This window comes from Rhizobium sp. Rhizsp82 (assembly GCF_047325115.1).
GTDB lineage: Bacteria > Pseudomonadota > Alphaproteobacteria > Rhizobiales > Rhizobiaceae > Rhizobium.
In genome coordinates this window covers 3,816,869-3,835,177 of the sequence record NZ_CP168570.1, presented here as the reverse complement: position 1 = coordinate 3,835,177, position 18,309 = coordinate 3,816,869, and the positions used below count along the sequence as shown (strand labels likewise).

General features: G+C 62.8%; 9 protein-coding genes. 1 reads left to right on the top strand and 8 read right to left on the bottom strand.

Translation table 11 applies throughout. From position 1 onward, the window contains the following. Positions 1 to 19: 19 nt before the first annotated feature. A complete protein-coding gene (locus tag ACEN84_RS23995) occupies positions 20 to 8,953 on the bottom strand; it encodes a peroxidase family protein (RefSeq protein WP_413710142.1) in 8,934 nt (2,977 codons plus the stop codon). 267 nt (positions 8,954 to 9,220) lie between these two features. Here ACEN84_RS23995 and ACEN84_RS23990 point away from each other — a divergent pair, with 267 nt between their 5' ends. After that, positions 9,221 to 10,666, top strand: coding sequence for a sensor histidine kinase (locus ACEN84_RS23990; protein ID WP_413710141.1), 1,446 nt, complete (start codon positions 9,221 to 9,223; stop codon positions 10,664 to 10,666). Between the two features lie 15 nt (positions 10,667 to 10,681). Here the strand turns inward: ACEN84_RS23990 and ACEN84_RS23985 are convergent, their stop codons facing one another. From ACEN84_RS23985 to ACEN84_RS23955, 7 genes are all read right to left on the bottom strand, one after another. Further along, the gene (locus tag ACEN84_RS23985; protein ID WP_112719993.1) at positions 10,682 to 11,341 is read right to left on the bottom strand and encodes a response regulator; all 660 of its coding nucleotides are present in this window, start codon (positions 11,339 to 11,341) and stop codon (positions 10,682 to 10,684) included. Between the two features lie 350 nt (positions 11,342 to 11,691). Continuing rightward, complete coding sequence (locus tag ACEN84_RS23980; protein WP_413710140.1) at positions 11,692 to 12,543, bottom strand: phosphodiesterase; 852 nt, start codon at positions 12,541 to 12,543, stop codon at positions 11,692 to 11,694. 34 nt (positions 12,544 to 12,577) lie between these two features. Beyond that, complete coding sequence (gene ugpC, locus ACEN84_RS23975) at positions 12,578 to 13,657, bottom strand: sn-glycerol-3-phosphate ABC transporter ATP-binding protein UgpC (protein WP_112719995.1); 1,080 nt, start codon at positions 13,655 to 13,657, stop codon at positions 12,578 to 12,580. A 35-nt stretch (positions 13,658 to 13,692) separates the two neighbouring features. Next, positions 13,693 to 14,607: an ABC transporter permease subunit gene (locus ACEN84_RS23970; protein WP_112719996.1), complete on the bottom strand. Its 915-nt coding sequence runs from the start codon at positions 14,605 to 14,607 to the stop codon at positions 13,693 to 13,695. After that, positions 14,604 to 15,515, bottom strand: coding sequence for an ABC transporter permease subunit (locus ACEN84_RS23965; protein WP_199627740.1), 912 nt, complete (start codon positions 15,513 to 15,515; stop codon positions 14,604 to 14,606). Before ACEN84_RS23965 ends, ACEN84_RS23970 begins: the two co-directional genes overlap by 4 nt. An 85-nt stretch (positions 15,516 to 15,600) precedes the next feature. Then, positions 15,601 to 16,932 (bottom strand): extracellular solute-binding protein, encoded by a 1,332-nt coding sequence (locus ACEN84_RS23960; protein ID WP_199627739.1) that lies wholly within the window; start codon positions 16,930 to 16,932, stop codon positions 15,601 to 15,603. A 134-nt stretch (positions 16,933 to 17,066) separates the two neighbouring features. Further along, on the bottom strand, positions 17,067 to 18,248 hold the full coding sequence (locus tag ACEN84_RS23955) for a PfkB family carbohydrate kinase (RefSeq protein WP_203428137.1): 1,182 nt from the start codon (positions 18,246 to 18,248) through the stop codon (positions 17,067 to 17,069). Positions 18,249 to 18,309 lie beyond the last annotated feature (61 nt).

Here is an 18,309-nt window from a genome sequence, read left to right as displayed (position 1 = left end):
GCGCACCTGACGTTTCGGATCAGAGATTGAAATCCGAAGTGGTGAGGTTGTGGTTCCCCTTTATGCTGAGGCGCAGCTCGGCGCTGCTGTCGCCATCGACGCTGCCCTGGACGACCGTGTAGTCGCCATCGGCGCGGACTTCATGCGTGACGATCAGCTGTGCGGCGCCTGTGAGCGTCGAACCGTTGACCAGCGTGAAGGCCTGGTTGCCGGCAAGGCCGCCATTGGCGTCGGTGCCGCTGAGGTCGATCTTGTCGCCGGGCTGGAAGCCGAGGATGGTATCGCCATCGGCATCCTTTTCGGAGAGGAAGACGAACTTGTCGTTTCCGGCGCCGCCATCGAGGATGTTGGCGGAGGCATTGGCGGTGATCGTGTCGTTGCCGGAGCCGGTGACGACATTTTCCATGCCCCAGAGCGTATCGGTGCCGGATTGGGTGCTCGAGGCGCTGCCCCGGCCCATGAAGCCGCTGCCGAGATCGACATTCAGATTGGCGGTGATCGCCGCCAGATCCAGCGTGTCGCTGCCGGCGTCACCGTAATAGGTGTCGTCGCCGTCACCCGCTTCGGCCACGAAGAGATCGTTGCCGTCCCCGCCATGGGCGGTATCGTTGCCCGTACCTGTCTGGATCATGTCGTCGCCGGCATCGCCGAAGACGCGGTCGGATCCGGCATCGCCATAGAGCATGTCGTTGCCATCGCCGCCCAGCAGATCGTCGTTTCCGGCGCCGCCGAAGACCATGTCGCTGCCGCCTTCGGCATTGAGGAAGTCGTCGCCATCATCGCCGCGGATGATATCGGCACCGGCGCCGCCGGTTGCCACGTCATTGCCCGCGAAGCCGACGATCGTTTCGCCATTCGCCGTACCGAGGAGAACGTCGCCTGCTGCGGTGCCGGCGATCATGGCGCCTGTCGTTGCTGCCGGCGGGGTTGGAGTGGTCGGCGGTGTCGGCACCGGCGGTGTGCCGGCATCGTCTTCTTCCTCTTCGGCCGCCGCACCCTCACCATTGAACTGCGGCAGCCCGCCTTCGCTGGTGAACTGGATGCTGTGCTCGCCATTGGTCATCGTCGTCACGCCGTTTGCCCCGGTCGTGACCTCGTAGTCAGCGGCGGTCGTGCCGGCGGCGAGCTCGATGACATCCTGCGGACGCAGCGTGCCGATGATCGTGTCGTTGCCGCCGTTGGAGCGGAAGACGATGCGGTGAGCGGAACCGAGCGCCGAGATATCGATCGTATCGTCGCCTGCGTCGCCATCAATGGTGATGGTGTTGAGACGCAGGCTGGTCGTCGAGAAGTCGCCGACGATATTGAAGCTGTCGGCCCCTGCGCTGCCGGATGCACCGGAGGGATCGACACCATTGATGCGGATTTCCTCGATCTCGCTGAGTTCGGCGATGACGGAGGCATTGTTGCTGCCGTTGCGGGTCACGACGATTTCGGTCGCGGCATTGAGGTTTGTCGCGACATTGCCGGCGATCGCCAGCCAGGCTGCCCTGGTGTAGATCGTGTAGGCCTCGGCCGATGCGTTGCCGTTGATGACGAAGGTGTCGCCCGCGGCTCCCTCCGTTCCGCCATTGACGATATCGCGGCCATCCGTGGCGCCGGAAGCATTGGCATTCCAGATAACGGTGTCGTCACCGGCATCGCCGTTGATGGTGTCGACGCCCAGGCTTCCGGTGGCGGTGACGATGAAGTTGTCGACGAAGAAATCGTCGCCATTGTCCCAGTCGCCATTTGCCAGGAAGCGGATGGCAGACTGCGGTCCGATCTGTGCGGCCGACAGGGTGGTGTTGAACGTGCCGCTTGCCGTGCTCAGCACGCCGCCGGTCAAAGTCTCCCAGCTGTTGGTCGTGTGGTTCCAGGCCTGGACGGTGACATTCTCGCCGCCCGTCAGCGTGGCGTCGCCGACATAGGCGAACTGGATGGTCGCCCCAGTGGCTCCGGTCAGGTCGAACGAGCGCTGGATGAATTCACCACCGTCGATCGCTTGCGTGAACTGCAGGCGGCTGCCCGTGGCGGTATTGATCAGGATGTCGCCGCCGTTGGCGGCCGTCGTCTCACCGCCTTCGGTCCACTCTCCGGCGAAGGCGAGCGTGCCGTTGTTGTCGGCATAGGAAACCGCGCCGTCGAAGTTATCGGCGAAGGTGCCGCCATTGGCTCCGATGCCGCCAGAGAGCGTATCGTTGCCGTCGCCGCCATTCAGCGTATCGACGCCTTCATCGCCGTTGATGACGTCGTCTCCGCCTGCGCCGCTGAGGACGTCGTTGCCGCCCAGACCGTTGATGGTATTGGCTGCGGCATTGCCGGTGATGGTATTGGCCCCAGCAGTCGGGGCGCCGAAGTTCGGCGGCGGCGCTGCGGCAAGCGTGAAGTCGGAAATGTCGATGTTGGCGTTGGTGACGCCATTGATCTGGATCGTGCCCTGGATGGCCGAGGCCGGCCCGTTTTCGCGGATGGTGATGATCGTATTGCCGCCGCTCGCAGATTCGAACACACGGTTGTTGAAGTTCGCTGCCGTCACGCCGAGGCCGGTGAGATCGATACGGTCCTGCGTGGCCGGTGTGCCGCCGGTTGCATCGAAGCTGTTGATGACGTCATTGCCGAAGCCGTTGGCATTGTAGACGATGGTGTTGAAGCCATTACCTACATCGATTGTGTCGTTTCCTGCACCGCCAATGATGGTGTCGTTGTCATCGCCACCGCTGATCGTGTCGTTGCCGGTGCCGCCGTCGAGCACATCGTTGCCGTCATTACCGGTCAGGGTGTCGTTGTCGCCGCCGCCGAAGAGCTGGTTGGCAGCGTCATTGCCGGTGAGCACATTGATTCCCGCATTGCCGGTACCGTTGATGGCGTCGGCGCCCGTCAGCGTCAGGTTTTCGAGCCCGGTCGCCAGCGTGAAGCTGACCGAAGCCTGTACCGTATCGACATCGGCCGCGAGGCCGGTGCTTTCGTTGATGACGTCACTGACATCGTCGACGACATAGGTATCGTTGCCTTCGCCACCGATCATGGTGTCGGCGCCGAGGCCGCCATTCAGGGTGTCGTTGCCGGCGAGGCCGCTCAGCGTGTCGGCGAGATCGCCGCCGGTGATAACATTGTTGCCCGCATTGCCGGTGCCGACGAACTGGCTGGCATCGGCGCCGAGGAAGGCGAGGTTCTCGACATTTGCCATGGCCGCAATCGAGAGTTCGGCCAGGAAGGTCTGGACCGTATCCGTGCCTTCGCCTGCGGCTTCGACAACGACGTCGAGCAAGTCGTCGACGCCGTAGGTATCGTCGCCCGCGCCGCCGACCATCGTGTCGGCGCCGATCGCCCCTTCGAAATCATCGAGGGCGGCATTCAGACGGTTATCGAGATCATCGTTGCCGGTGCCGCCGACCAGAAGATCGTCGCCGAGACCGCCGACCAGATCGTCATTGTCGCCGCCGCCGAAGATCAGGTCGTTACCGCTGCCGCCGGTGATGGCGTCATTATCGGCGTTTTCACCGGCAATGAGGTTGTTGATCGCCGAGGCCGAGAGATTGACGGTGCGCGTCCCGCCCGTTGGGTCTGCCCGGCTGATGGCATAGTCGCCCACCAGCTGGTAGCCGTTGAAGAAGGCGCCGTTGAAGTTGATGAGCTCGACGCCGGTTTCTGCAACGTTGCCGGTGTAGTGACCGTTCACGGTGATGGACTGCTGCACGCCTGTCGGCAGCGTGTAGTTGATCACCAGGTTGCCGTTCTCAGTGCCCGTATTACTGTCGAAGGCATTGAGGGCGTTAATGGTCAGGATCGGCAAGCCGTCTACATCGACGCCTGTGCTCGGGGCCAGGATCGAGATCTTGTCTGCCGTTCCCGCGCCCGCGCCACCGGCTTCGTTGATGACGTCGTTGCCGTCGCCAAGGCTGAAGGAGTAGGTGTCGTTGCCGAGGCCACCATTGAGCGTGTCGCCGGCAACTGCACCAGTGCCGGCCGTGGTGCGGGTAATAGCAAGGGTGTCTATCGAGACAAACTCGCCCCCTTCCAGCGCGCTGGTGACAAAGCGGATCGCAGCATTCGCCGTGAAGGGACCCGCTAGGTTGATATTGCGCGCAGCTGTTGACGATGTGCTGTTGATGGTGTCGACCAAGACGAAGTCGGCCTCAAAACCGCTCCGCGAGAAATAGACCCTGACGGCGTCGTCGTCGCCTGGTGCGGCGTCAAGGCTGTTGTTGCCGGTGCTGCGGCCCACGGTGTAAGCCAGAGTGGCAGCAGTTGCATCGGCGAGGTTGACGGTGCGCTGGATCTGGCCGCCATCCCCGGCATTGAACCGTAGATTGTCCTGACCATCATCGAGGCGAATCTGGCCCGTCGTTGGACTGCCTGTCGCTGGGTCGCCGGGTGTGCTGTCGCCAGTTTCTGTCCAGGGCGTCGTCCACGCGGGATTGCCGTTGGGTCCGTTGGAGTTGGTAAAACTGCTGGTGTTGAAGTTATCCTGGAAGGTCACAGTCGTCAGAGCCGCGACGGCCCCATCGGCGCCGCCAACCAGGATGTCGTTGCCGCCATTGCCGTTGAGCACATCGGAGCCGGCAAGGCCGAGGATCAGGTCGTCCGTTGCGGTGCCGTTCAGTACCGGCTGGTTGAGCGGAGTCGCCCCCTGTGGGGCAAGGCCATTGTCGCTGTAAGGCGTCCCGACAATGATGTTGAGTGTGCCGCCCGTGGCAAATTCCACCTTCTCGATGTTGCGCAGCCGGTCGCTGCCGTCGATCGCGTCTTCGACCGCATGGGTGACGATGACCTGCCCGTCCGTGGTGGCCGAGAAGGCATATTCGCCGCGGTCGCCGCGGAAGATGGCGGTGTCGCTGTCGGCGACATTGTCCGCGCCGGCCGTGGTGATTTCGCGGATGATCTGCAGCTGGCCGGGGTTGATCCTGCCTTCGAACATCCAGGCAGCGAGCGTCTTGGTAACAGACACACCGTTGACGACAAGCGTGACGGGGCTCGTCATGCTCTTGATGTTCGGATTGCCGGCAATTTCCGTTCCGGTCGGGCCGTTGTCATTGAAGCCACTCATGATGCCGATGCGGACATTCAGCCACTTGTCGCCATCGATGATGTCGTCGCCGCCATTGCCCTGGATGCGGTCGCTGCCGGCGCCGCCGAGGATGATGTCCCCACCCGCAAAGGAGGTGACGCCGGCGCCGAGCACGGCCTGCAGGCCGGCGATCAGGGCGATGCCCTGGGCGTCCAGCGTGCTGCCGAGATAGCCGCTGGTGCCGCCATTGGCCAGGCTCGCACGGTCGGCCGCAACGTCTTCGGTACCGCCGAGCACATCATTGAATTTCGTGCCTGACAGGCCTTCCATCGACTCGTATTCGTCGAGGGCGGCGTTCTGCGGCAGGGTCGGAGCCTCGTCGAAGACGATCGGGCGCGACAGGTCGGCATTCACGCCGAGCGTGTTGTCCTTGTAGGTCGCCCAGTCGAAGCCGGACATGCCGGCCATCTTGCCGCGGCCGGCGCTGCCGACCATGATGTCGTCGCCGCCTTCGCCGATGAACTCGTCGAAGCCGCCGTCGCCGAGGAATACATCGTTTCCGTCGATGCCGTCATGGGCAAAGATTTCGTCGAAGTTGTCGCCGGGGGCGCCGTCGAAGGTCCCGGTTTCGATCCAGTCGTCGCCCTCGTTGCCGAGGATGCGTTCGGCATTCTTGTTGCCGTAGATGAAGTCGTTGCCGGTGCCGGCGAAGACTTCCGAGCCCATGTCGGTGCCGAGGAAGATGAAGTCCTGGCCGTCATTGCCCATCACAAGGTCGAGGCCTGGGCCGGCATGCACGACGTCATGGCCCTTGCCGGCCTTGATATTGTCGTCGCCGCCGCTGTCGACGATGATGTCGTGGCCGTCGCCGCCATTGATGATGTCGTTGCCGAAACCACCTTCCAGCCGGTCGTTGCCGCCGTCGCCGAAGAGCGTATCGTCGCCGATGCCGGCGATCAGGGTGTCATTGCTTTCGGTACCGCCGAGGACGACGTGGTCGCCGCCGGTGTAGCGGAGGTAGTTGGCGTCGGCGCCGGCGGTGGCCGGATTGTCGCGAATGACGAGAGGCGTCAGCAGGCTGGTGCCGAGAGGATCGATGCCGCGGTTGTCGGCGCTTTCATTGACCACCGTATTCGGATCGTCCTCCAGGATGCCGTCAGCGCCGGCATCTTCGCCAAGGCCGGGATTGTATTGCTTGGTACGGTCGACTTCGAGAATGAGGCCGGGCGTCGAGAAGACGTCGGACGGCAGATGCGTCGCGTCGGTATTGCGCATGATCATCGCGGCGAAGGAGTTGTTTTCCATTTCACCGAAGAGGTGCAGTCCGTCGAGGCGTTGCAGATAGTAGAAGCGGTCGCCGTTCTGCAGCTTTTCCATCTGCACTTCGAAGACGAAGTTGAAGGTCGAGCCGAGCATGCCGCCGAAGGGCATGATCTGTTCGGCAAGGCCGCCGATCCAGAGATCGACGTTTTCAAGGCCGCCAAGCGAGCCGCCGGCATAGGCGCCTGTAGCGTTCAGGAAGTCGAGCCGGTCTGTCGGCACGACGACCCCGCCCGTGGAGACGCCGGTGATGATGGTGAGCGCCGCGTCGCGCTTTTCCTGTAGCGTATCGGCTCCGGTGATCAGCTCATGTGTGCCATAGGCGGCGATGAAGTTGATAATCGACGCCTCGTGCTTGAGGTGACCAGCGAAGTCGACCCAGCTCTCATAGGGCTTGAGCAGCGAGTCCTCGTTTGTGGCCTCATAGAAGGTGCGCCGCGCCTCGTTCAATGAGGGCACCCCGGTGTCGCGTCCGCGGGCGAGGTTGATCGTTGCAAGATCGAGCGGCAGGCCGAGCAGGTTGTTGCGCAGCGCCGTCGTGACAAACTCGTCGATCTCGTTGCCGACCTGCCGGGTCATGCCGCGGACAATGGCACCAGCCGCAATGTCGTCGGTGATCGAGTGAGCAACGCCGGTGTCGCCGCCGTCGAAGGCGAGCGGATTGAGGAAGCCCTCGATCAGGCCGATATGGTCTTCGTTGAACGACGGATCGAAACGGTCGATCGACTCGGTCAGCATCGAATGGCCGAAGCGGTAGACGACGTGAGCGAACTCGGCGACGATCGAGGGGTCAATGGTGGTGTCGAAGCCATCCGGCACCAGGAACACGTTGATATTCGGCTGGATCTTGCGGGCGAACTCTTCGAAGACGAGATGCTGGTATTGCATCTCGGTGCCGAATTTTGCTGCCTGGAACAGGCGCTCGCCATCCCAGACCAGTGTTGCGATCTGTGCGGGCGTCGGCAGGGCGGCCAGATCGACCTCGAGCCATTCGTTGATGAAAGCGAGGTCGTTGCTCGCCAGCACCGTGTCCTTGGTATGCTGCACAAGCCGGTTGTGCTCGGCATGGAAGACATGGTGGACGGCGGTCAGGCCGATATTCTCGTTGACGCGGCCGTCGCCGGCGATGAAGTGCGCGTCCAGCAACTCGTTGTCGTATTCAGTATCGCCATTGCCCGGGTTGCCGAGACCGATGGTGATGTCGCCATCAGCGATCTTGCCGATCGGCACAGCTTCGTGCGCGATGTCGGCCAGGAACGCGCTGGCGGTGCGGATGGCGCCCGTCGTCGAGACGCCTAGTCCGCCGTTGGCGGCCGGATTACCTTCGAGTACGACGTCATCGGCCGTGTTGGGGATGCCGTCTGCGCCGATCCCGAGGATGATCTGCGGGAAGCCGTTGGCACCGGGAATGAAGTTGCCATAGGGATCGGTGCGCAGCAGCGGCACGGCGCCGACATCGGCATCCGTCAGGTTGATGCCGAGCAGCGTCTTCGCCTGAGCTTTCACTTCGCCCCAGGTGGCCATGCCGCCATTCGCGCCCTCGATAAGCTTGCCGGTCGCCACGGGGTCGCCCGCTGCATTGAGCTGATACTGGCGCAGGAAGACCTGGTGCGATGCATGCGAGGCATAAGTCTGGTTCTGGTCGACATAGGAGGTCGTGGTGTTGACGGGGCGCACGTCGTCGGTGGTGCCCATGATGCCGTCTGCGCCGGGCGAAACCGTGGCGCGGGTCAGCACCATGAAGTTTGTATGGCTGCCTTCGACATAGAGCGGATCATCGGGCGCCAGAGGGATGAACACCGTGCCGCTGCCGCCCTTGTTGATCAGGTCGAGGCCGTGATCGAAGAACTGCCCGAACAGGGTGAACCAGGAATTGAACGGTGCGGAGAGACCTTCATCCGGCGCGACGGCGGGGAGGTAGACATTGTCGCCCTGCATGGTGATGCCGAAGGGCTCAAGCGCCGTGTCGCGCACCGTGCGGGCCTCTTCGAGAGCGCTTACTGTCAAGGCATGGGCTGCCGTGGCCTCCGCCAATTCATCCAGCGCTGTCTGCTCTTCCGGGGTCGGCGTGTTGTTGGGATCGCCATCGCCGAGCGCATCGGCCGCAGCCTTCGCGTTCTGCATCGCGACGCGCGCCTGATATTCGGCATCCGAGGCCGGCTTGAATGCCACGTAGATCGCCGTAACCGCAGGAAGATCGGTCATCGGGCTTGCTGCGCCGGCCCGCTCAAGTGCGGTCAGGATCGCCGCCGGGTTACCGAGCGTCTGATCGACGAGTAGGTTGGAGATAGTGCGGAGACTGGAATCGAAGACGAGAGAACCGGGATTGTTTGACGGGTTATAATTGCCTTCTGTCGGCATCGCTGGCGCCGGTCCTTCAGGGCCGTCGGGATCGAAGGGACCATCGGCCGAGCGGTAGATCGGCGACATCAGTTCGGGGAACTCGGCACCTGCGGCGCCCCACATTTCCTGGCCGGGCAGGAGGTGGTTGTAACTGCCATCGACCGTGCGCAGGCCCCAGGCGACGTTGTACGCCGGGATCAAGCCGTCTTCGCCGTAGAGCGTGGCTCCCGCGGAATGCGCCTCCGCAATCTTGATCTGTGCCAAGATGAAATCGAGATCCGAGCGAATATAGGTGACCATGTTACTCTCCCCTCCGATTGCATTGGAAACGTTATCGTTTCGCCAATGCTTGATCCCCAGTGTGAAATCGCAGGGCTATTCCGGTCGCCTTCCGGTTTTTACTGTGCGGTCATGCCGCGAGCGCAAAAATCCGGTGGAAAGTGAACGGCATTATCTGCGATGATCAGATGATGTCTTCGGGGGAGGCCATGGCATAGTTCCAAAGGTCCGGAGACGTCTAAAGACTTTGGTCTTCAGGGGGCCGGGACTTTCGACCCGGGAGGAAATGTGACTTACGTCCCGTACAAAAAGGAGCCGGGCGGTGGTGTGTCCGGCATTTCTAGGGTGTGGCAACGCCTTGATCTGACACAGCAATTTCTGATCGTTGCCGGGCTCGTCATCTGTTGCTCGATGGCGCTTCTCGGCGAGTGGCTGAGCGGTCGGATCGCTGCGAACCAGCTCAGAAGCCGGGCCGAGTCCGGGGCGCTCTACATGGAGGGGTTCCTTGCCCGGCATGTCGACGGACCGGCGAGCGACCCCAAGGTCTCGGCGGCCCGGCAGCTCGAACTGGACGATCTCCTGATCGGCACCGATCTCGCAAGACGGGTCGAGGGCTTCAGGATCTGGCGGCATGATGGATTGGTCATCTACAGCACCAACAAGCAGCTGATCGGCCAGAAATTCCCGTCCGAGGACATCGATCGCGCTTTTGCCGGGCAGGTCGTGGCGCAGCTCGAGGACAGCCATGACGACGGCGAGGAGGATGGGCCGCCGACACGGCGGCCGCTGATCGAGATCTACGCGCCGATCTACGAGCCTGATACCCATGAGGTGATCGCGGTCGGTGAGCTCTATGAGGAAGCGGCCGATTTCATCGTCCAGCGCAACCGGGTGCAGCAGCAGACCTGGGCGATCGTCGGGGCGACGACGCTGGCAATCATGGCGCTCTTGTTCCTGATCGTGCGGCGCGCCAGCCATACGATCGCCTATCAGCGGATGATCCTGAAGACGCAGCTGACCCAGGCGCAGGCCCTGGCGCGGCAGAATACCGAGCTGCGCAAGGCGGCCGACCGGGCGCGCATGGATGCCAGCAAGTCGAACGAGCAGCTGTTGAACCGGATCGGCGCCGATCTGCATGATGGCCCGGTGCAGCTACTCAGCCTGCTGATCCTGAAGCTCAGCGGCGGGGCGTCAGGGCTGCCGAAGGCGGCGCTCGAGCACCTGCCGGATATCAGGGGCGCCGAGCTTGCGCCGGCGCATCTTGCCCGGCTGGTGCTGAACGAGCTGCGCGAGCTCTCGACCGGGCTCGTCATGCCGGAGATCGAGCATATGCCGCTGGAGGCGGCGCTGCGCAATGCGGTGGAGCAGCATGAATATGCGACAGGATCGAAAGTGACGGCCGACTACCAGGCGCTGCCGGAGCGTGTCGCCCATCCCCTGAAGATCTGTCTTTACAGGGTGGTGCAGGAGGGGTTGAACAATGCGTTTCGCCACGGCGGCGGGCAGGGGCAGCATGTCTCGGCTTCGGCCGATCTTTCGGCGATCACCGTCGTCATCACCGATGAAGGTCCCGGTCTTTCGGCGCCGAGCGCCACGTCGAGCCACCGCCCGCTCGGGCTGCAGGGCATCCGCAACCGTGTGGAAGCCTTCGGCGGCAGCGTCGAAATCCGGGCGCGGCAGGGGTCGGGAACGGAGTTGAAGGTGATCGTGCCGATGGAGGGAAACGGCATCTAGGGCGTCGCCCGGCGTTCAGTGGCGCGGCAGCGCCTCTCCGCCACCCTCGAGCTTCTGCGCGGCAATCAGCACTTCCAGGCGATTGCGGGCATTCAGCTTCTGCATCAGGATCGTCATGTAGTTCTTGACGGTCTTCTCGCCGATATTGAGGCCGGTTGCGATCTGCTTGTTGGTGAAGCCGCGCAACAGCATGCCGATGATCTGCCCTTCGCGGATGCTGAGCTTCACATCGCCGCCCGCCTTCTTGCGCAGCGAGGCGATCTTCAGCTCCTCGATCACCTTGCAGGCGAAGGCCGGGGTGATGAACATGTCGCCGCGATGGACGGCGGCGATCGCCTGGATCAGCTCCTGGATGCTGCTGCCTTTCAGCACATAGCCGCTGGCGCCGGCATTGAGCGCACGCACGGCATAGTCGCTGCCGGTATTGGCGGTGAAGACCAGGATTCTCGTGCGGATTTTCTCAACCAGCTTGGCGATGGCGTCGAAGATATTGCCGGGCATCATCAGGTCGACGATGAAAACATCGGGCGCGCATTTCAGCCCGATCTCCAGCGCATCATCGGCACTCGATCCTGTGGCGGCGACCGTAAACTTCGGATGGCTTTTCAGGATTTCACTCAATCCCGCCAGCATTACCGGGTGGTCGTCTATGAGTGCCAATGAAATCTTGCTCATTTTACGCACCATCTACAACTTACATAGAATAATTTATAGGATCAAACCAATATAGTGTCCATCTAGTCCATTAGGACTACATTGGAAGTCGTAATATCGCTTGCGATGGATGTTTTATTCTATGCTATCTATTTGCCATAACTTGCAATTGGTTCGCAATTGCATCTGTGGCCTTGTCTGCTCGACATGCCCGGCAAAGCCGCCCTTTTGGGGTGGGTGACGTGGTTCGATGCGGTGTTTCGTTCGAAATAATTCACTATCAATGCGTGTATCGGTAGATTTCGTGCACGCCGATTTCTCGGCCGCAAATGCGTCGCGAGCCAGGCCGCCCCGGCTCGCGACTTATGCGGTCAGGCCTCGCTCTTGACCGGCATATTCTCCGCCATCGTCCGCTTGAAGCCGCCACCGCCGCCCATGCCGGGGGTGATGATCACGGGGTAGAGGTAGAGGAAATCGTGGAAGTGGACGACGGTCGTCGGGCCGTCGGCGAGGGTCACGGCATATTCTGCCGGGCCCGAGCGGTCGGGATGCTTCATGCCGCTGAGATTGAGGCCGGCCTGGTGGTTCAGGCCGTAGCTCATCGACATCGGGATGCCGTGCCAAGAGCCGGCGATCGGGCGGTGGACATGGCCGAAATACATGTGACGGATGGCCGGATGCGTCTTGAGCACGGCGAGCAGCGGCTCGTCGTCCACCATGCGGATCCGGTCGACGCCCATGCCGATGTCGAAGGGCGGGTGGTGGAAGAAGAGGTAGACGGGCTTGTCCAGCACCTCGGCAAGGCGGTCCTTCAGCCAGCTGAGGCGGGCCTCGTCCATATGGCCGGTATGTTTGCCGTGCTCCACGGTGTCGAGCATGATCAGGCGGCAGCTGTCATAGTCGATCACCGACTGCACGAAGCCGTTGTCGTCGACGGGCTGATCGGGGAAGATCGAGCGGAAGTTATCGCGATTGTCGTGATTGCCGATCATCAGGCGGTAGGGGATGACGGTTTCCTGGTCGAGGATATCGCGCAGCAGCGCGTAAGCTTCCGGCTCGCCGCGATGGGTCAGGTCGCCACTGAAGATCAGCCATTCGGCATCTGCCTGGTTGACGCGGATATCGCGCAGCGCCTGGCGCAGGCGCACTTCCGGATCGGTATCGAACAGCGCGCCGCCCGGCGGCATCAGGTGCACGTCGGTCAGCTGGATGAATTTGGGCATATCAGTCTCCTTATGATTTCGTGATTTTATCGTTTCAGGCTGCCGCGCTTTTCGGCTGCAATTCCATCAGGCGGCCGTCGCTGCCGAAGAAATGGAGGTGTTCGGAGGGCAGGCTGACCGGCAGTGTGGTGCCGACGGCCTGCTTGTCGCTGGCGGGCAGCAGGGCGGCCATGCCCGTCTGGCCGATCCGCAGATGCACCTGCCGGCCGTTGCCGAGTTCCTCGACGAACTCCACCGGCAGATTGGCGCCCCGGCCGATCTGCACATGCTCGGGCCGGATGCCGGCGACGATCTCGCTGCCGGGCGCTGCCGGCACGGCGCCGCCGAGCGGGATGCGCATCTCGCCGCCGAGCACCACGCCGCAGCCGCTGTCATCGACGACGGCCGGGATCAGGTTCATCGGCGGGGAGCCGAGGAAGCTCGCGACGAAGGCGGTTGCCGGGCGCTCGTAGATATCGGCAGGTTTGCCGATCTGCTCGATGCGGCCCTTGTTCATGACGATCAGGATGTCGGCAAGCGTCATCGCCTCGATCTGGTCATGGGTGACGAACAGGCTGGTGACGCCCTGCTTGCGGTGCAGGCGCTTGATCTCGAGCCGCATCTGGGTGCGCAGCTTGGCGTCGAGGTTGGAAAGGGGTTCGTCGAAGAGGAAGACCTTGGGTTCGCGGATGATGGCGCGGCCCATGGCGACGCGCTGGCGCTGGCCGCCGGAGAGCTGGCCGGGCTTGCGCTGCAGGTAATCTTCGAGCTGCAGGGTGCGGGCGACCTCGGCGACGCGGCGGTCGATCTCGGCGCGCTTGACGCCTGCGACCACCAGCGAATAGCCGAGGTTCTGGGCAACCGACATATGCGGGTAGAGCGCGTAGTTCTGGAACACCATCGCGACGTCGCGCTGGCGCGGTTCCAGCGTCTCGACGCGGCGGCCGGCGATCTCGATCTCGCCGCCGGAAGCCCGCTCCAGCCCGGCAAGCAGCCTGAGCAGCGTGGACTTGCCGCAACCGGACGGACCGAGGATGACGGCGAAGGCGCCGCGCTCGATCTGCAGGTTGAGGCTGTGGAGCACCTGCGTCGCGCCGAAGGATTTGGTGATGTTGGAAAATTGGATTTCGGCCATGTGAAATATCCTTGCTTTTAGTCAGCCGCAGGCGGCTACTTTTCCGAGTTGACCAGGCCCTTGACGAACCAGCGCTGGGCGAAAACCACCACGGCGACCGGTGGCAGCATGACGAGCAGGGCGCCGGCTAGGATGACGTTCCAGTCCGAAGCGCCATCGGGTCCGGGCTGCATGAAGGTCAGTCCGATGGTCAGCGTGCGGTATTCGGAACCTGATGTGACGAGGAGCGGCCAGAGATACTGGTTCCAGCCGAAGACGAACATGATGACGGCAAGGGCCGCGATATTGGTGCGCGACAGCGGCAGAAGCACATCCCAGAGGAAGCGCAGTGCCCCGGAACCATCCATCTTCGCCGCTTCCGTCAGCTCGTCGGGGATGGTCAGGAAGAACTGGCGGAACAGGAAGGTGCCGGTTGCCGTGGCGATCAGCGGCAGGGTCAGTCCGGCATAGGAATTGATCAGGCTCCAGTTGAGATCGACGCGGATGCCGGATGCGGTCTGGATCAGCCAGGCGAGGCCGGTCCATTCCAGGATCCGCTGCAGCGGCAGCAACACGTTCGAGGCGACTTCATAGGTCGGCACGATGCGCACTTCGAGCGGCAGCATCAGGGTGATGAAGATCATCCAGAAGGCGATGCCGCGGAAGCGGAAACGGAAGTAGACGAGGCTGAAGGCGGTGATCATGGCGATGACGATCTTGCCGACCATGATGATCGTCGCCGAAATCAGCGAGTTCATATAGAGCGTCGAGAAGCCGCCTTTTTCCCAGGCGGCGGCCATGTTGACCAGCAACTGGTCGTCGGGCAGCAGCGGCTTCGGGAATTCCGCCATGCGCTCCAGCGGCAGCGTCGCGGTGATGAACGACACATAGATCGGGAAGCACATCAGCAGCGTTGCGGTGATCAGTACGGCATGGGTGACGAAATTGAGGATCGGGGTTTTCTCGATCATTCGCTTGCCTCCCCCTTGTCGGAACCGGCGTAGTGGACCTTGCGCTCGACGAAGCGGAACTGCAGCAGCGTCACCGAGATGACGAGCGCCATCAGGATCAGCGACTGTGCCGAGGACGAGGAGAGGTCGAGGCCGACGAAGCCGTCCTTGTAGATCTTGTAGACCATCGTCTGCGTGGCGTTGCCGGGGCCGCCCTGGGTCATGACGTTGATGATACCGAAGCCTTCGGTGAAAGAGGTCGTGACGTTGAGGACCAGCAGCAGGAAAAAGGTCGGCGAGATCAGCGGGAAGACCAGGTCGAAGAAGCGGCGCACCGGTCCGGCGCCATCCATGGCGGCGGCTTCGACGAGGCTGTTGGGGATTGCCTGCAGGCCGGCCAGAAAGAACACGAAATTGAAGGTGATCGAGGTCCAGCTGGAGGCGACGATGACCATGATCAGCGCGTCGCCGCCATTCAGCGACGGATTCCAGAAGCCCGGATACCACTGGTTGACGATGCCCATGAAGCCGATCTGCGGCTGGAAGATATATTGCCAGGCGACGGCGGCGACCGGTGCTGCGACCGCATAGGGCCACATGATCGCGGTCTTGTAGATGATCGTGCCGCGCAGGCCCCGGTCGGCGAAGACGGCAAAGATCAGCCCGAGGCCGAGCGCAATCACCGTCGTCGAAACCGACATGATCAGCGTGTTGCGGATGGCGCTGTGATAGACCGGGCTGACGGCGATCTCGGCGATGTTGCGAAGACCGACCCAGACGGCATCGCCGCCGAAAGGCGGTTCGAGCGTGAAGGACCAGAACAGGGCCTGGCCGGTCGGCCAGTAGAAGAACAGGAAGATGATCAGCAACTGCGGACCTATCAGCAGGTAAGGCAGCCACCGCTCTTCGAAGACGACGCGTTTAATCATGTGATGCTCGGCCAGAAACTATGGGGAGCTTGCCCGGATCGCGTGGGGACCCGGGCAAGCGTGCTCGTGATCGTGCAATGCCGGATCAGGGCAGGGTGGCGCCCGGATAGGTGTCGGCGAAGCGCTTCAGCAGCTGGTTGCTGCGGTCGGTCGCGGTATCGAGCGCCTGCTGCATCGTCACCTGGTTGTTGAGAGCCTTCTGGATCTCTTCGGTGATGATGTTGCGGATTTCGACATAGTTGCCGAGGCGGACGCCCTTGGAGAGCGGCGTCGGGGTGGCGCGGGTCAGGCTCTTGACGGCGAGATCGCGGTTGACCTTGCCCTTCTGCTGGTAATAGCCCTCGGCGACGAGGTCGTTATAGGCCGACTTGGTGACCGGGATATAGCCGGTGCCGTCGGACCAGAGCTTCTGCTGCTCGGGCTGGGCGATGAACTGGTAGAAGGCACCAACGGCCTTGTACTCTTCCTTCGAGAAGCCCTTCATCGTCCACAGTGCCGCGCCGCCGACGAGGCTGTTGATCGGCGTCACGTCCTTGTTGTGTGGCAGCTGGGCGACGGTCCAGTTGGTGCCCTTGGCGGTCGCCAGTTCATCGGTCGTGGTGAAGCCGGCGATCGAGTCGAAGAAGATCGCGCACTGGCCATTGACGAACATGTCGCGGCGAGTGTCGATATTCGGCTCGTACTTGGCGAGGCCTTCGTCGAACCAGCGCTTCTGGCGCTCCATGTGCTTGACGAACAGCGTCTTGTTGATCTCGAGCTGGGCGTCGAGGCCGTCATAGCCGTTATTCTGCGTCGCGACCGGAATGTTGTGGATCGCCGAGAACTGCTCCATGTCGGACCAGAGGTCGATCGACCAGCCGATCGGGCACTTCGAGCCGGCCTTGTCGCGCAGGGCAACCAGCAGCTTGTCGAAATCTTCCCAGGTCTCGGGGAAGCTCGTGTAGCCGGCGGCCTTCAGCTGGTCGGTGTTGTAATAGACCATGGCCGTGGAGGAATTGAACGGGAAGGCCCAGAGCTTGCCGTCGCGGCCGGCATAATAGTTGCCGATGACGGGGAAATAGTCGTCCCAGTTGATCTTCAGACCGACGTCCTCAGCCAGCTGATAGGCGGGAACGACGGCGCCTGAGAGCATCATCGTGCCGGTGGCGCGGTCGACGACCTGCAGGATGTGCGGCGGCTTGCCGGCGCGAACCGCGGCCATCGCCTTCTGGAAGATCTCGTCGTAGGTGCCCTCGCGGGTGCAGTTGATGTGGTACTGGTCCTGGCTCTGGTTGAAGCGATCGCACTGGGCCATCACTTCCTTCTGCAGGCGGCCCGAAAGGCCGAACCACATGTTGATCTCAGTCTTGGCGCTGGCCGGTGCGGCACCGGTGAGCACCGCAAGCGTGGCGGCGGCGGCAAATGCAGCTTTGAACATCCCTATCTCCAAAATCGTTTGTGCGGCGGCCGGTTGGTCGGGCCGTCCGGGAACGGTGCGACCGAGTACCGTGAAAACGTTTCATCGGGATGACGGATATATGTCCGATTGGTGACTGCTGCAGATTTCTGCAGTCAGGAATTGGGCTGGCTGGAGAGGCTTGCAAGGCCGGTTGCGATGAGATCGGCGGTCACCGTAACGGTGTTTACGCCAATTGCGGCAATGGAATAGGAGGCGCCGACGGCCGCCCAGCGCGTTGCCGTCAGGGCATCCGCGGTGTTGAGGAATACCGCCAGGAAGATGCCGACGAAAACATCGCCGGCGCCGGTGACGTCGACGGGATCGACGGCCAATGCTGGAACGCAGACCGGCGCCTTGCCCGGCTGGATGAGAACGGAGCCGCTGGCGCCCATGGTCAGGACGATGCTGGCACCGCCGTCCGCCGCGTGGCGGGACAGCGTATCGGCAAGCTCGCCGTCATCGACATCGGTGCCCACGAGCTGGCGGGCGGCCGAGCGGCTCATGAAGATGAAGTCGCAGCTTCTGCGTAGCGTGCCGAAGGCGGCCGGTGTCTGCCAGTGCGCAGGAAGGCCGGTCGTGTCGATGGTGACGAGATCCGGGCGTGAGGCGCCGGTCAGGTGGAGTTCGTCAAGCAGGCCGACGCGGAAGCCTTCGAGATGCAGGCAGTGCTGGCCCTGCCGTGCCGCCGCCGCATTGAAATAGTCGCGAATGCGCGGGATCGGCAGCGATAACGGCTCATTGAGGATCGTTCGACGGCCGCCCGCCTCGACGATGACGACGCTGCGCGAGAGCCTGCCGCCGGTGACGCGTTCGATGGCGTCGACGTTGAGGCCGCATTCCAGCAGTTCGGCCAGCGCCCAGTCGCTTTCGGGGTCGTCGCCGAGCGAGGAGATCAGATCGACGGCCACCGGGAAGTCGCCGCCGAGCCGGCTTGCGGCGATCGCCACATTCGCTGCGGGTCCGCCCACAGACCTGTGGATCAGCTTGGCGGAGACGCGGCTGCCGGCCGGCGGCATTTCCTCGGTGAGGATGGAATGGTCGATGCTGACATAGCCGATGGCCGTCAGCCGCGGGGCGCCTTGCGGCAGTGGCGCTCCCTTGCGGGCGCGTTCCGTCTGGCCGACGAGCGAGCGGGCGACCGAACTCGGGCGGTAGCCGAGCCTCTGGATGGCATCGAAAACGGCAAGGCGGTTTTCCTCGGTGACCGCCTTGTTGCCGTTCACGACACGGCTGACGGTGCCGATCGAAACGCGCGCCAGGCGCGCGACGTCCTTGATGGTTGCGCGATTTTTCATGGCTGGGCTGGGCTCATCTGAGCAGAGGAAAGAAGCTTCATTGAATCGTCATCGAATGGTG

Bases quoted from the DNA above. Each gene is read 5' to 3' on its own strand.
- ACEN84_RS23995 (WP_413710142.1), bottom strand. From the start codon at position 8,953: ATGGTCACCTATATTCGCTCGGATCTCGATTTCATCTTGGCACAGATC.
- ACEN84_RS23985 (WP_112719993.1), bottom strand. From the start codon at position 11,341: ATGAGCAAGATTTCATTGGCACTCATAGACGACCACCCGGTAATGCTG.
- ACEN84_RS23980 (WP_413710140.1), bottom strand. From the start codon at position 12,543: ATGCCCAAATTCATCCAGCTGACCGACGTGCACCTGATGCCGCCGGGC.
- ugpC (WP_112719995.1), bottom strand. From the start codon at position 13,657: ATGGCCGAAATCCAATTTTCCAACATCACCAAATCCTTCGGCGCGACG.
- ACEN84_RS23970 (WP_112719996.1), bottom strand. From the start codon at position 14,607: ATGATCGAGAAAACCCCGATCCTCAATTTCGTCACCCATGCCGTACTG.
- ACEN84_RS23965 (WP_199627740.1), bottom strand. From the start codon at position 15,515: ATGATTAAACGCGTCGTCTTCGAAGAGCGGTGGCTGCCTTACCTGCTG.
- ACEN84_RS23960 (WP_199627739.1), bottom strand. From the start codon at position 16,932: ATGTTCAAAGCTGCATTTGCCGCCGCCGCCACGCTTGCGGTGCTCACC.
- ACEN84_RS23955 (WP_203428137.1), bottom strand. From the start codon at position 18,248: ATGAAAAATCGCGCAACCATCAAGGACGTCGCGCGCCTGGCGCGCGTT.